This is a genomic window from Anaerolineales bacterium (assembly GCA_037382465.1).
Taxonomy (GTDB): Bacteria; Chloroflexota; Anaerolineae; order Anaerolineales; family E44-bin32; genus WVZH01.
The window spans coordinates 1-13,536 of record JARRPX010000072.1 but is presented as its reverse complement, the minus strand read 5'-3'; the positions used below and the strand labels follow the sequence as shown (position 1 = coordinate 13,536).

Below are 13,536 nucleotides of genomic sequence, written 5' to 3'. Positions count from 1 at the left end.
GCGTTGCGGGCATACTCTACCGGAGTATATTGAAATCCGCCGCAAGTTCCGATATACGGCCAACGTGTTTCGCGGGCGAACCGGATGGCGAGGAAGGCCCGGTTCGTACTACGGTAAGGACCACCCGGGCTGCACCACAGCGCGTCAGATTCCCGCACGGTGAGCGAGGCTTCGCTCGACGCATCTACCAGCATATCCGTGGGCAGCCAGGAAACGGCGATTTTCACGCCAATCCGAACCGCAGCGTGGTGCAGCGCGGCATTCGTGGCGACGTGGGAAACGCTGCCGGGATCGAAATCACCGATGATGCCGATTTTCAGCGTTTGTGTCATTTGGTCGATTCTTTTCATATCTGCGATTAGGATCAATCATTCGATGTTGTCTAGCATAATCAAGCGCCGCTTTTTCCGCGGTAGGCAATCCCATCGATCTGCACGTGCAGACCCTCCGGGCCGCCGGCGTGGGCGAGGTTGGTCTGAATGGTCTTGCGCGCTGGATACTCGCCTTTGACACGTTCCTTGAACACTTTCTCCATGATGGGGATGTCCCACGCGTCCCGCAGGAGAACGTCCAGTTTGACGACGTCGCTCAAAGAGAGGTCGACTTTCGCCAGCCGCTCTTCCATGAGGTCCAGGGCGCCGTGGACTTGTGCTTCAACTGTATATCCGATGTTGCCTACACAGTAAGAAAGGAAGACGAAGTCGCCCGCAACGACGTAGCCGGCGTGTACTCACTCCTGGTTGATGTCATGTCTCTCGATTTCGCTCATCGACGCCTCCTCGCTCAGATGATCGAATGCAGCAGCGGCCAGATCACGTGCCAGACCACGTCCGTCTAAAAATGCACGCCCATCGCAGCCACCAGTCCGCCCTGCACGTAGCGTTCTCCGGCCACCAGTCCCAGGATGCCGTTGATCAGCAGACCTTCAACGATGACCCATGGTGGAAGATCGGCCGGCGAAGTGACCCCCAAGAGCAGCATCGCACTGGGCAAATGTGCAGCGCTGAAGGCCAGGGCGGCGATGACGTTGGCGATCCACAGCGCCGTGCGCTTCGCATTCCAACGCCGCAGGAGCCAGTTGAGGATGAAGGCCCACAATCCGAGCACAAAGCCGCGAAACAAGATCTCTTCACCGATGCCCGCCGATCCGGAAGCCAGCAGCGATAACGGAAAACGGGGATGGGGGAGCCCTTCGACGGATACCAGCAGGGCGATGATTCGGTCGATCAGTACGCAAATCACACCCAGACTGAGCCCGAGCAGCAGCGGTCTGCGCAACCAGGTTTCCCAACCGGCTCTTTCTCGATAGACACCTGGCAGTTCCAGACGACGGGCGAACCAGAAGCCGGCCAAGCCCAGGAAGCCGTAGAGCACGATAACTATGCCGGCGCTGGCGAGTGCGATTTGCCACTGCGGAATTTCGGCGGCTGTGTCCGGCAGTGTACCCGGCGGTGCCAGTTGGTTCGCCGAGGTGATCAGCGTGGAAAAAAAGACCAGCAGCGAGTAGATGAGTAGAAAGATGCCGAGGACAGATAATTGTCGTTTGACGTTCATGCTAGATCAGCTTTCTTTCATTTGAAAGACCGCCTTGTCGCGTCAGTATGAATCGGGCTTGATAGATGCTGCTTTCGTCAGATTTGCTAAAACGTATTCTACATGAATCCGTAACGCAGGGCTTAAATAACTGAAACCCTGCGTTACACTGGCGATGCGTTGGTCTCAGAGAAAGATAAGTGGAGGATAATCCAGCCTGGGTCGGTATTTAGAAATAAACCCGCTCGATCCCCTGCACGTATTTCGAGTTGCGCGTCACGCGGAAAGGAAAGTAGCCTGCGGCGCGATCGGCTTTCGCTTCGTGTTCGATCTCGTACTTCAGTTCCACGATCACGTCGCGAGCGTTCTTCTGGCGGTGCAGCAGCGGGTTGCAGAGGGCCATGTTCACCTTCCAGAAGATCTGTTGTGAATCGATCGTCACACGGAAGTCGTCGTCGCGCGTGGCGTAGTAGCCGCGTTGGTAGCAGTTGAGCAGCACCGGACTTAACGTGTGCAGGTCATCGCGCACCACGGTGGGCAGGTTGGAGCGATCGGCGACTGCCTGGAAAACACGGTCGCAGAAGCACTCATCCAGTGTGAAATCGGCGATGCGGTAGGAAATCTTCTTCCCCACGTGTCCCTGCTTGACCTTGATCTCGAGCATCGGACTGCGGATTTCGCCTGTCGCGGATCCATACCAGCGCAAGCGCACTTTTCGGCGTATCTCGGCGCCGGAGACGTTATCGAAATAGATTTCCATGTCGACCGTGTCCAGGTACAGGCTGTTGACCTGGCGCGGCGGGTAGGGGGCGTAGAACAGCAGCGGATGCTGGCGCACGAGCGCCACGATCTGGCTGGGCAGCAGTTCCTCGACCAGGAATTTGCGCTCGTAGCGATACGAGCGCAGCTGCGTGTAACCGCTTATTTCCGCTGCAGGCTTGGCACCGTCGGTCATCTACCAGATACCCTTGTTGTCCAGGAAGGAAACTTCCATCTGCGGCGAAAGCGCCAGCAGGGCGTCACGCGCCTGCTCCAGATCGGAGAGATGGCGGAACTCGACCACGAAAGCCAGTTCCATCAGTTCGCTGTTCTCGTCGTAGCGGATCAGGCGCAGTTTGCTGCAGTATTTTTCAAGCGTCTGTTGGATTTGCTGCATGCCGGTTTTCTCGCTGCCGCGATTGGTGATCGAGAGGTGCAGGTTGACGTCGGACTGAGTCTGGCGCAGCAGGCGGCCCAGTCCAAGCAGCAGAATGCCCACGACCAGGCTGAGGGTGGTGACCAGACGCTGATTGTCGCCCAGACCGATGCCCAGGCTGATGGCGAAGAACAGGTAGGCCAACTCCTCCGGTTCCTTGACCGCCGTGCGGAAACGGATGATCGACAGCGCGCCGACCAGGCCGAGGGAGAGAGCGACGGACGAGCGCACGACCAATATGATGAACGTGGTGGTGACGGTCACCAGCATGAAGTTGGCGGCAAACTTGCGTCGATTGGAGAGCGAAGAGCCCCAATAGACGTAGACGCGGCTGAGTACGAAGGCGTACAGCGCCGCCAGGACGAGGTTGACGCCGAACGTGGTCACGTCGACCGTGCTGCCTGCGCTGGTCGAAAGCGAATCCAGGATCGACTGCAGGGCGTTAGGCGCCTGGGTGGGAAGGGCTGTGGGGACGGATTCGACGGCGACCGGTTCTACAGCAGCGCCCGGCTGTGGCTCGCCGCCCGCCTCCGGTACGAGCACCTGCAGCGATACGTCGTCGATGGTCGTCGTGCGTTCGCCGTGCGAGGCGAATACCACTCCTCCCTGTGCGAGCGGTTCGGAGTCGCTGGCGCTGATGATCTCGCTGCCGTCGATGCTGATGCTGTGCTGGCCGCCCTGCAGGGTGATTTTGAATTCCATCCAGGCATTCTGCGACGGCTGCCAGCCGGGTGAGACGGCCAACTCGCTTTCCTGGCCTTCGCCCTGATTCTTCAAGAGTACGACGGCGTCCTCCAGCAGGATCAGGAGGTAGCTGCCGCTGTCGCTGGCGCGGTAGTTGATGTGCGACTCGCCGGGACCCGAGAACTTCAGCTTGAAGCTCAGCTCGAAATCCTGCCAGCCTCCGCCGCGGGCGGCGAAGTTGCCTGGACCGATCTGCAGGGCGCCTTCGGCGACGACCGCCTCCGGTGAGTGTTCCCACTCGGGAAGCTGCGGATCGTCGAACGAATCTGTAAAGCCGCCTTCCTGGGCGGCTGCCGGAACAACGGTAAAGGCAATGATCAATAAGAGCGTGATGGCGACGATGGGTTTTCGTTTCATGGCAATTCCTCGTTTCTGGTTATTCTTCCGGCGACGGTTGTGCAGCTTGCTGCTGCAGTAACTGACGCACGAATTGACTGCGTTTGGCGACGAAGTCCGGGATGGTCTCCCAGGAACGGTCGAAATCGTCGGGCGAGAACATGGCATCCTCGCCGTAGAAGGCTTTGTCGCCGCCGGATTGGGAGATGTACGGTGCGATCATGTTGTGATACGTCTTGACCAGCTCGCTGACGTTCTGGCGGTTGAACCACACGCGCATCAGCAGGTCGAGGTAAGCGGCGTACTTGCGCCGGTAAACTGCCGTGTTCATCACCTTGTCGTAGAGTGGGGCGCGCGGCATCATGCCCGTATCGGTACGCTCGAAAACTGCCGCCTGTGGATTGCCGCCCCAGGTCAGGTCCCAGGGGATCCACTCGAAGATGTCCGTGACGGGGTCGTGGTAGAGGTAGTAGTTATTGCCGGTGTAGGGGTAGGAATCCCAGTTGTCGATCAGCGTGACCACGGCCAGGTAGCGCAGGAAGGCATCCATGTCGAAGACGGATTCGAAGGCCCGGATGAATTCCGTATCAGAGGTGTACGTCGTACCATCGAGCACCTTGCACAAATTGACGATGTCGCTGTAATCGGCTTGCTCCTCGTTGGACATCTTGCCGTAGGCGTACTGCCCGTTCTGCATGGGGTAATCTTCGATCTTGTCGCCGTAATAGATCAGGTCCATCGGGCCGCGCTGGGCATGGCTGGCCTTGTAGAGATTGCCACCCTTGCTCTCGGCGCCGAAGCGGTTGCCGATGTATTTCTGGTCCACGCGTTCGACCAGCGAATACACGCCCCAGTAGACTGGCGGGCTGGAGTCGTCAGTGAAATCGATCCACATTTCGACGTAAGCCACGTGGCTGGCGGGCAGCCCTGCGGCGTACATCATCTCGTAGGCCAGCTTCTCGTAGAGCAGCGACGAGTCGCCGATGTTGTTGAGGAACATCAGCTGGCGCAGGTTGTGGAACTCCTGCCCGTCGACGTAGTAGTCGGTGTCGATTTTCCAGGGTTTCTTGGCGCCGGAGACGCGCAGCGAGAACTGGCCGCGCATACGGAAGCCGACGTCGTTCAGCTTTTCACCGAAAATGGTGGCGTCGACCTCGACCTGGTATTTGGCTTCGGGATCGACCCACATGGCGTCCCAGTCGGATTGGGTGAGGCGGATGTCGACCCGGCGCACGCGCGAGTCGTCGAACACGTACCAGTAGTCGACGCTGCTGGAAGCCGGCAGGCGCACCGTGACGGTCGTTTGATCGGTGTCCGTGCGTCCCTGCGAATCGGTCACCCGCAAGGTGATGGTGTAAACGCCCGATTTGGTGTAGAGATACTGCGCATAGCCACTATTTGTTGTGGCGTCGAAATCGAATGCGCCGTTGCCGTCCAGGTCCCACTCGTACTTAACGATCGTGGCGCCGTCCGCGTAACTGCCGTAGGCGCTGAAATAGGCCGTCAGCGGCGCCCAGCCGTCGTTATAGATGGCGGTGGCCTGGGCTGTGACGTAGGGGCTGTCCCGGGTTTCGCCGACGGCAGGCGCAGGATGCAGCACGGCTGTAATGAGCACTACCAGGCCGATGGCGAGGAACAAATAGATCGAAGCTTGTTCCAGGACGCGGCGGGTTCGGGCAGGACGGAGATCGCGGCGCGCGGTCATCGTATCTCCAGAGCAACGGGGATTTGCGTGATGCGGAGAGCGCTGGGATGGACTGCGTCGCGCGCCTGCATAGGGCGATTATATAGATTTTTAGAAACGGCGCTGGAAGATCGGAACCGTTGATTACGCTGTGGAAGATGAAGCTACTGGTGATGTCAAGGATGAAAGGCGAACGTGATCGCTATCGTCATCGAGCGGCTATTTCCCCTTCTCCCTTTTCCTTTTTCTTTTCTCTTTGATCGTCAATTTGGGCTTTTTTTGTGTTTCTTTTTTTGCTTTATCCCGCTTACCTTTTTCACCCATAGTAACCTCGTTTGAATCGGAAAAAATCGTTGGGTTGTTCTCGGACTTTTACCAGCATTTTATACATCGGTTGACGTGTAAAATCATGGTTCAAAGGAATATAAACCTCTCACCATTCTACCAGTCCCGGTAAAAAAGGCTATCCCGCCAGATCCGCGCTGCGCCGGCAGATTAACGCCGCAACCGTGCTCATGATGAAAGCCACCAGAACCACGATCAAACTGTGCGTCGGAAACGGTTCGACGGATACCCCGTTCATGCTGGCAGGCAAGCACAATACGGCCCAGGGGAATTACTCCGCCCAGTAGAAATCACATTACCTTCTCAGCGAAACCAATGCGGGCACTCGGTCGAACATCCAAAATCCAATTGGTAAGCCAATTAGTGTGAGACACACGAAATACGCCAACTCCATCCAGATTGCACTCAGCCACCAACCGATCAACACGAAGTAAATTGCCCTAACCAAAATGTTGACTTGCTTCTGAGATGTCGTTGACACGGATGCCGCACCTTCACGCATTACGACGGATACTTGTTTGTCCGGTTCGCGCAATGCGATGACTTTCGGAAGCCGATTGAGCATTATTATTGCGAGCGGTATACCTATGATTGAAAGGATCAATATCCAGGAAAGTGCGATCCATATTTGCCCTACCCACCAGCCAATAAATACAAACCATAATAACTGAACCAGACAACCAGGATTTTCTTTCTGAATGACAACTGTATCTCCCACGTTTCCCTCCACTCCACCGAGAGATCTGGGGGCTTTACTTCCGAATGATCTCTTCTTAAAAATCTCGGGTTTGTTTAATTCAGTCCAATCTCATCTTATATTGTAATTAGGATGAATGAATAAAAATCCGGCAGTATTGTCCCGTACAATAAATATGTTTTGTACAAACTTATATTCGTTCATCTTGTCCAGTGGAAGTAAAACCCTAACCCGCCTGATCCGCGCTGCGCCACCAGACGAACGTCGCTGCCGTGCCGACGATGAAAGCCAGGAGCGCCACGATCAAACTGTGTACCGGAATCGGTTCGACGGGCGCACCGTTCATGCTGACCAGCAGCCCCGGCACGGCCCAGGGAAACCATTCCGCCCAGCCCAGTACACCGGCGATCTGCGCCGCAGCCAGGGTCATAACCGCCCAACCCAGGGGCAGCAAGTAGCCGCGACCGGCGCTGGCAAAAAGCGCCACGAAAGGCATCATCATCAATGTAAGAACGGCGATGCCCAGCAGCGCAGCAAAAGAATCCCAGATCAATCCGGCAGACCTGCCGGGAATGTCAACCAATGTACCGATGCCCGATCCCAGGCCGAAGATAAGCAGCGTCAACAACAAAGACCAGAGGGCGATCAAGATCAGCTTGGCGGCGACGATGGCTTCGCGCCGCGTGGGCAGGGCAAGCAGATCCTTGATGGTGCGGTCGCTGTGTTCGCGCCCGAAAACCCAGGCGGTGATGAAGGCGAAGAGGATCGCGCCGGCGATGGCCGTGCCCATCAACAGTACCTGGAAGAAGGTGGGCCAATCAGCCGCACCGGCGGTAATCTGTGCCTTGGTATTGATCAGGCCCATCGATTTCGCACGTTCGGGATCCTTGAGGATGAACATGAACATGCCGTCGACGATGGGCAGGATGCAAGCAGCCGCAGCCGTGAGAGGCAGCACTTTCGAGCGGCGTGCCTTGAGCGCCTCGGCCCACAGGGCCGGGATGAACCCGTTCATGCCGTACCTCCCGTCAGGCGCAGGAAGTATTCTTCGAGATTCTCCTGCGTCACGACCAGGCGCGTGGGCGGAAGGCCCGCCTCGACCAGGATCGTCGCTACCGTGTCGGGCTCTTCCAGGGCGCGCTCTTCAGAAAGATAGAGCGTACCTTCCTCGGTTTTCACGGCGTAGCCGGCCCGGGTGAGCGTCTCCTCTGCGGACTGAAGATCGCGCGTCTGCACCTCCAGACGGCGCGCCCGTAGTTCCTGCAGCTTGTCGTGCTCGAGCTCCTCGAGCAGTCGCCCCTGGTGGATGATGCCGATGCGCGTCGCCAGCCGGTCCACCTCGGTGAGGATGTGGCTGGACATGAAGACGGTCGTACCGCGTTCCCGCGTCAAATGCTCCAGCAACTTACGGATCTCGACCACGCCGGCAGGATCCAGGCCGTTGGCCGGTTCATCGAGGATCAGCAGCTCGGGCTCGTGCAGCAGGGCGCGCGCCAACCCCAGGCGCTGGCGGTTGCCCGTCGAAAGGCCGCCTGCTTTTCGGTTGGCATACGCATTCAATCCCAGATGTTCGATGGCTCCGTCTGTCGCCTTACGATCGGGGACGCCCTGCAGGCGGCGGGCGATCTCCAGATTCTCGCGCACCGTCAACTCCGGATAAGCCGTGGACCGCTCGACCAGGTGGCCGACCTGCCGCCATGGACCGTGCCCGTTGGGTCCGATCGGTACATCAAGCAGCTTCACCGAACCGGCGTTGGGCTTGATCATGCCCAGCAAGGCACGGATGGTGGTCGTCTTCCCGGCGCCGTTCAGGCCCAGAAAGCCGTAAATCTCGCCGCGTTCTACGTGCAGGCTGACTCCCTCGACGGCGCGCACACTGCCGTAAGATTTCGATAGACTATGGGTTTCGATGGCCGGGTTCATGGGATACCGTTGGAAGGGAACGGAGTAATTGTACTACCAACTCGGCGGGATTAATGGGTTTTTTCAAGGCATCTCCTAGCGAGGCGACGCAGACCCGAAGGAAGTGTTCGATGGATAAGGCATTGAGATCAAGCACTATAGAATGCAAGTGGCTTCTGCTGTGCTGCATGCCGAAATTGACAGCAAGTGCGTTCCTCCTTATTATGTAAGCTAAATTCCTGTGGGAACTCGCATTCGATCGAGAATAAATATCAATCAGTACTACCAATTGATCGGTAGTATTCAATGAGGTTCGCTAATAAATTCAATCGAAGCTCGACAATGAACAAGGAGAAGAACGATGCCCAGCATTACCTCCCCCAATGTGGATAAGTTGAAAAGCAACGCTGATATCGAAGGTTTGCTTGGAATAATCAATAATCAAGAGGATGACCAGCTTCGCCGAGATGCGATCGCCGCCCTCGGCGAGTTGGGTGATGCGCCTGCCGTCGATGCGCTGATCTCTGTCGTTCGAGATTGTAAAGCGTCAGAAAGGATCACAGCTACCTATGCGCTGGGAAATGCCGGGGAAACCGCCATTGAGCCGCTCATCGAACTGCTCGGAGAACGTAAAATTCCGCTTTGGAACGCCGCACTCAGGGCGCTGGAGATCATAGGTAAACCTGCAGTTGAGTATCTCACACCTTTGTTCGGCGGGGAGCGCAGTGGTGAAGTCATCACCTTGTTGGAGAAGATCGGTGACCCAAGCGCTGTCGAGCCTCTCCTCGATTTTCTGGACGCAGATGAAGGCTACGCGAACAAGATTTGCCTCGCCCTGGGTAAATTGGGAGACTCCCGGGCGGTGGAGCCGATTATCGCTGTGCTCAAGAACAGCACCGATTTTCGTGGAAGAAGTGCTGCCGCACGTGCCCTGGGTCAATTGGGAGACACGCGTGCGATCGAGCCGCTCATCTCTGCTCTCCGAGATGAGCACCAACTTGTGCGCAGCGAAGCTGCGGATGCGTTGGGAAGAATGGGGAAAGATGCTGTAATACCGCTTCTAAGTGCGCTGGAGGATGAGAATAAGGAGGTTCGCAGCAGTGCGGCGGATGCATTGGCCATCACCGGCGATGCGCGGGCAGTGGAACCTGTGATTGCGGTTCTTGGTGTCGAGGTGGCATTGACGCGAGCCTTGCGGAATGGCAACGCCGGATTTGCCAGGCTGCTTATCGATAGCGGAGCAGAAACTGATTGGTCCAAATTTCTCATGGAGGAGGCTATTCTTGATCATGCCTCCAGCGTCGAATTGCTTCTCGACCTGGGGGCTGATGCGAGTGCAGTGAACGAACGTACGGGGTTGAATGCGTTGCATACTGCAGTACAAAAAAGCTGTTATGAAACCGTCAGGATGCTGGTTGAAAAAGGTGCAGACGTAAATGCGAGGCAGCAGGATGTTGTCAGTCCGGACAAAATTCGCATTCAGAAGATGAACAATTCCAAAGCAGCACTGTCTGACGCAGCGGCTGAATCGATAAGAATGGTACAGCTCTTGATTGAGCTGGGCGCCGATATCGATGTACAGAGTTCCGGCGGATATACGCCATTGATGGTGGCCGCAGGTCGCGGAAAAACCGACATCGTGAAGGAGCTACTCAAAGCGGGTGCGAATGCAAATCTAAAGTCTACGAATGGCGAGACAGCCTTGGGCATCGCCAGGAAAAAAGGGTACTCCGAAACGGCAGCTGCGATACAGGAACATATAGTGTGATCGCTGAATTTGGTCATATTTAAAACCTATTGGTGTAGTAAAGAAACCACAAAGCAAGCTACCGTGATTCCAATAAGTTAGATATTACGCTGGCCGAACTCGTGGGGAATCTGTTCACGAGAACGGCGAAGTTGTAGGCAAACTCGTAGGACAGTGAGGGGAATTCAAGTTCCTGGCGACCATCTGGAGGAATCTACGTACAAGGTTATTGGGGACGCCGTGTCTCCCACAAGCCCAGCGCGAGCCAGACGACGATGCCTACGATTCCGGCGTAACCGCCGACGAGCGGATCGACGGAAGGAAAGATCAGCGTCCAAATCCCGAGTTTCTGGCTGTTGAACAGGCCGTGCACCCAGCCGGCAAGGATCGTACTTCGATGCCGCAGGGTCAATTCGTTGAGATAAATACCAAAGGCAGTCGTCAGGGCCATGAAGGCCAGTACGCCCAGGACGGGTTGGCCGGGATAGGTGAAGCCGATGGTGATCAGCGGCAGATGCCACAATCCCCAGATGACGCCCAGCAGCAGGTAGGCCTTCGGTTTGCCCAGCGGGAGCAGCTTGGGCAGCAGGAAGCCGCGCCAGCCGATTTCTTCCCCCAAGCCGAACAGGGCGTTGATGAACGGCGCTGTCACGAACGTGGCGGCGAACAGGCCCAAGAGGATGTATGCAGTCGGCGGCGTCGGGGGAAGCGCGGTCCCGGCAGTTTCGCGTATCGCCGCCAGAAATTGAGTCAGCTGCCAATCCGGCTTTCCCAAACCGAACAGCCAGGTCAGGCCGTAAATGATGGCGAAGCAGAGCGGTACGAGCAGGGCAGTATACCAGTAGGGCTTCCAGGAGCCAAAATGTAGATTTAAGGTCGCCGGTTCCTCTTGCGTAACGAATTTGATCGTCAGCCACGTCGCCAACGCAGGCACCCACATGACCGCCGCGATCGTCAATTGGCCGTAATACGCTGGCAGGCGGGTGATGCGGAACCCGCTGGCGATCAGCACCCCTTCAACGGCGTAGGTGATCGTGAAGGTGACGGCGATGTACGAAAGAATACCTTTTCTCTCGAGCCTGGTCATTTTTATCCCCTATCGCTTTACGTTGGTGAACTCTCGAGCGGATTTTCGCCCGTGCGTGAGAGCCACCTGGCGCCGAAATAGGCCACCAGCAGCAGGGCGAAGGCGCCGCGCAGCACGGTGCCGTAATACATCTTGCCCCACCAGGCGGATTCGAGATTCTTGAATTTATAGATTGCGCTGAGCAGGCCGGTGTTCAGCAAGGCGTGGTAGAGGTAGCAGATGAAGATGCTGCCGCCCGTGTTGTTGTAAAGCCAGGTCATGACGATCGAAATAAAGACGGCATTGAGCACGAATACGGCGAAAAGTGTGAGGTTCAATTCTACCGGGAAGTTGGCGCCGGGCACCAGGCTGATCGGCAGATGCCAGGCACCCCAGATCAGGCCGATGATCACGCTGGCGCTCAGTGCGCTGCGTTTTTCCTGTAAGCGGGGCAGGGCGAAGCCGCGCCAGCCGGTCTCCTCGGCGATTGCGCCGCCGATCAAGGCCGCCTGCAGGAATGTCGGTAGAAAACCGGCCCAATTGCCCCAATCGATTTGCAGCGTGGCGTTCGACTGCCCGATGTAGAGTTGAGTGGCGAGAAACTCGATCGCCAGCTGGCTGAGGAAGAACGCCAGGTACCATCGCAGCCCGACGCGCCACAGCTTCCAGCCCGAGAGCAGGTGTTTGATCTCTTCTCTACCGCCCTCCAGCCCGGAGAGGATCAAAGCGGCGATCGTCGGACCGAAGAAGCCCAGGAAGGCCAGCAGAATGAGGTAGATTGGCGTCTCTTCGAAGGAGACGGGAAAAGGATTGCGGTAGTACTGGATCACGATCGGCGTCCAGATCGCCCAGGAGATCAGCGCGGTAAGAGCAAAAAAAGAAATCAGTGGATTTCGGACGAGTGGGTTCAATCTTCTGACCATGGTTTTCCTCACGTCAGATATTGTACGGTTATATGCGGCGTGGTTTCAAGTAGAGAATTCTGATTTCTATTTTTCAAATCAACCGTCTTCTCATTCGATGAACCAGGAAAGTCAGCCAAGGCGAGGGCACTTTCTTCTGGCCAAAGTCCCAACCTTTCCAAGCGGCCCAGATCGATTCGGGTGTGAAGCGGCCCTGCGTGTCGGACTTCCGATCGATGATCGCTGCCATTTCGAGGAAACGAGGATCTTCTCGCACCCAGGGGAATTGCGAAAGCACGTCGCTGACATGCAGGATGTCATACCAGATCAGGGGCGCCTTGAGCTTGCAAAAATCGGTGCCCATATAAAACAGGTAGGGATGGCGTTCGCGCCGTGTTTCCCACAGGTTCAGCAAGTTTTCCACGCCAGATCTCACAGCCGGGCTGTCGCGTAGTTCGGTAAACTGATCCAGAGCTTTCAGCATGACCAGGTTGGCATACGGGCAAGGATCGTCTTTGCGTCCCGGCCCGCGGAATTTGCCCATTTCTTTAGAAACGGCACAGGGCCAACCGTTCTCCCGCACTAGTCCTTCGAGATAGGCCGCTGCGTCGATCAGGCGTTGATCGTCGGCGAGGCCGAACTTCGCCAGCGAATAGATCAGCAGGGGCGCATCGCACAGCGCCCAGGCCCATCCATCCTCGCCGGAACCGCCGTAGCGCGGGTGTACGTTCATCAGGACTTGAAATGGACCGACCGGATCGCGATGCCCCGTGATACGTTCGACGATGTCAGCAATTGGCGGGTCGGATAACTGAAAACCTACGTCGGCGATGAATGCCAACTTATGGATCGGATGCCCCGCCGATTTGTGATTCTTCATCACTTCACCAGGCCAGTCGCTCAGCTCCTGAAGCAGCGGCTTTAAGTGAGGATCATCCCGCATTACCTGCCTCGATTGGCTGACTTCCACACTCTGCGGGTCTTCGCTCAGTAAGTCCAATCGTACGCGATATTCGCTCCAGGGATTATCTTCAATCAACCAGTTGATTACGTCCGGCAACGTTCCTTTGTTAATTTTCATTGTGTCTTCAGGCATTGGAATTCACCTTGGGATTGGAGTGAAGTTCAAATCGCTGATGAGCGGCTGTTTTTGTATCGACCTACGAACCGTTCAGAACGATCGGCAGTTCAATAAACGCCAGGTTTTTAAGATCCGGCGTTTTTGCTGCGAATTCTGGTTGTCATTTATGCATGTGGCAGGGATCCTGTGGTTGCATCTGGAACTTGATTATACGGCAAAGGCAACGTTAGTGTTACCCTGGCGACGACAATCGGCCACCCAGCGGTCTTTCGTGCGGAGGCGGCCGATAACTGCTGCGATGGCG

The 13,536-nt window shown here is 56.7% G+C and carries 13 protein-coding genes; 1 reads left to right on the top strand and 12 read right to left on the bottom strand.

The features are described from left to right. From P8Z34_14780 to P8Z34_14740, 9 genes are all read right to left on the bottom strand, one after another. Positions 1-332 (bottom strand): hypothetical protein (locus tag P8Z34_14780; GenBank protein MEJ2551938.1); only part of this gene is annotated, 332 nt, incomplete at its 3' end. A 59-nt stretch (positions 333-391) separates the two neighbouring features. Continuing rightward, entirely contained in the window at positions 392-670 is a 279-nt protein-coding gene (locus tag P8Z34_14775) for a RidA family protein (GenBank protein ID MEJ2551937.1), read from the bottom strand. A gap of 164 nt (positions 671-834) precedes the next feature. Continuing rightward, positions 835-1,554, bottom strand: a complete 720-nt coding sequence (locus P8Z34_14770; GenBank protein ID MEJ2551936.1) for a CPBP family glutamic-type intramembrane protease — start codon at positions 1,552-1,554, stop codon at positions 835-837. A gap of 208 nt (positions 1,555-1,762) precedes the next feature. Beyond that, on the bottom strand, positions 1,763-2,488 hold the full coding sequence (locus tag P8Z34_14765; GenBank protein ID MEJ2551935.1) for a polyphosphate polymerase domain-containing protein: 726 nt from the start codon (positions 2,486-2,488) through the stop codon (positions 1,763-1,765). Further along, positions 2,489-3,829 carry a DUF4956 domain-containing protein gene (locus P8Z34_14760; GenBank protein ID MEJ2551934.1) on the bottom strand — a complete coding sequence of 447 codons (1,341 nt, stop codon included), beginning with the start codon at positions 3,827-3,829 and terminating at the stop codon, positions 2,489-2,491. A gap of 19 nt (positions 3,830-3,848) precedes the next feature. Continuing rightward, positions 3,849-5,513, bottom strand: a complete 1,665-nt coding sequence (locus P8Z34_14755; GenBank protein MEJ2551933.1) for a CotH kinase family protein — start codon at positions 5,511-5,513, stop codon at positions 3,849-3,851. Between the two features lie 619 nt (positions 5,514-6,132). Next, entirely contained in the window at positions 6,133-6,555 is a 423-nt protein-coding gene (locus tag P8Z34_14750) for a YccF domain-containing protein (GenBank protein ID MEJ2551932.1), read from the bottom strand. Positions 6,556-6,760: 205 nt separating this feature from the next. Further along, the gene (locus tag P8Z34_14745; GenBank protein MEJ2551931.1) at positions 6,761-7,549 is read right to left on the bottom strand and encodes an ABC transporter permease; all 789 of its coding nucleotides are present in this window, start codon (positions 7,547-7,549) and stop codon (positions 6,761-6,763) included. Then, positions 7,546-8,457: an ABC transporter ATP-binding protein gene (locus tag P8Z34_14740; GenBank protein MEJ2551930.1), complete on the bottom strand. Its 912-nt coding sequence runs from the start codon at positions 8,455-8,457 to the stop codon at positions 7,546-7,548. Before P8Z34_14740 ends, P8Z34_14745 begins: the two co-directional genes overlap by 4 nt. A 340-nt stretch (positions 8,458-8,797) precedes the next feature. Here P8Z34_14740 and P8Z34_14735 point away from each other — a divergent pair, with 340 nt between their 5' ends. Continuing rightward, positions 8,798-10,204: a HEAT repeat domain-containing protein gene (locus P8Z34_14735; GenBank protein MEJ2551929.1), complete on the top strand. Its 1,407-nt coding sequence runs from the start codon at positions 8,798-8,800 to the stop codon at positions 10,202-10,204. 205 nt (positions 10,205-10,409) lie between these two features. Here the strand turns inward: P8Z34_14735 and P8Z34_14730 are convergent, their stop codons facing one another. The 3 genes from P8Z34_14730 to P8Z34_14720 form a co-directional block, all read right to left on the bottom strand. Next, positions 10,410-11,270, bottom strand: coding sequence for a CPBP family intramembrane metalloprotease (locus P8Z34_14730; GenBank protein ID MEJ2551928.1), 861 nt, complete (start codon positions 11,268-11,270; stop codon positions 10,410-10,412). A gap of 17 nt (positions 11,271-11,287) precedes the next feature. Further along, a complete protein-coding gene (locus P8Z34_14725) occupies positions 11,288-12,172 on the bottom strand; it encodes a type II CAAX endopeptidase family protein (GenBank protein ID MEJ2551927.1) in 885 nt (294 codons plus the stop codon). Positions 12,173-12,245: 73 nt separating this feature from the next. Further along, positions 12,246-13,232: a hypothetical protein gene (locus P8Z34_14720; protein MEJ2551926.1), complete on the bottom strand. Its 987-nt coding sequence runs from the start codon at positions 13,230-13,232 to the stop codon at positions 12,246-12,248. Between the last annotated feature and the right edge of the window lie 304 nt (positions 13,233-13,536).

Coding starts and splice junctions, on each gene's coding strand:
- P8Z34_14760 (MEJ2551934.1), bottom strand. CDS start 3,829: ATGAAACGAAAACCCATCGTCGCCATCACGCTCTTATTGATCATTGCC.
- P8Z34_14730 (MEJ2551928.1), bottom strand. CDS start 11,270: ATGACCAGGCTCGAGAGAAAAGGTATTCTTTCGTACATCGCCGTCACC.
- P8Z34_14725 (MEJ2551927.1), bottom strand. CDS start 12,172: ATGGTCAGAAGATTGAACCCACTCGTCCGAAATCCACTGATTTCTTTT.
- P8Z34_14755 (MEJ2551933.1), bottom strand. CDS start 5,513: ATGACCGCGCGCCGCGATCTCCGTCCTGCCCGAACCCGCCGCGTCCTG.
- P8Z34_14720 (MEJ2551926.1), bottom strand. CDS start 13,232: ATGAAAATTAACAAAGGAACGTTGCCGGACGTAATCAACTGGTTGATT.
- P8Z34_14740 (MEJ2551930.1), bottom strand. CDS start 8,457: ATGAACCCGGCCATCGAAACCCATAGTCTATCGAAATCTTACGGCAGT.
- P8Z34_14765 (MEJ2551935.1), bottom strand. CDS start 2,488: ATGACCGACGGTGCCAAGCCTGCAGCGGAAATAAGCGGTTACACGCAG.
- P8Z34_14770 (MEJ2551936.1), bottom strand. CDS start 1,554: ATGAACGTCAAACGACAATTATCTGTCCTCGGCATCTTTCTACTCATC.
- P8Z34_14745 (MEJ2551931.1), bottom strand. CDS start 7,549: ATGAACGGGTTCATCCCGGCCCTGTGGGCCGAGGCGCTCAAGGCACGC.
- P8Z34_14735 (MEJ2551929.1), top strand. CDS start 8,798: ATGCCCAGCATTACCTCCCCCAATGTGGATAAGTTGAAAAGCAACGCT.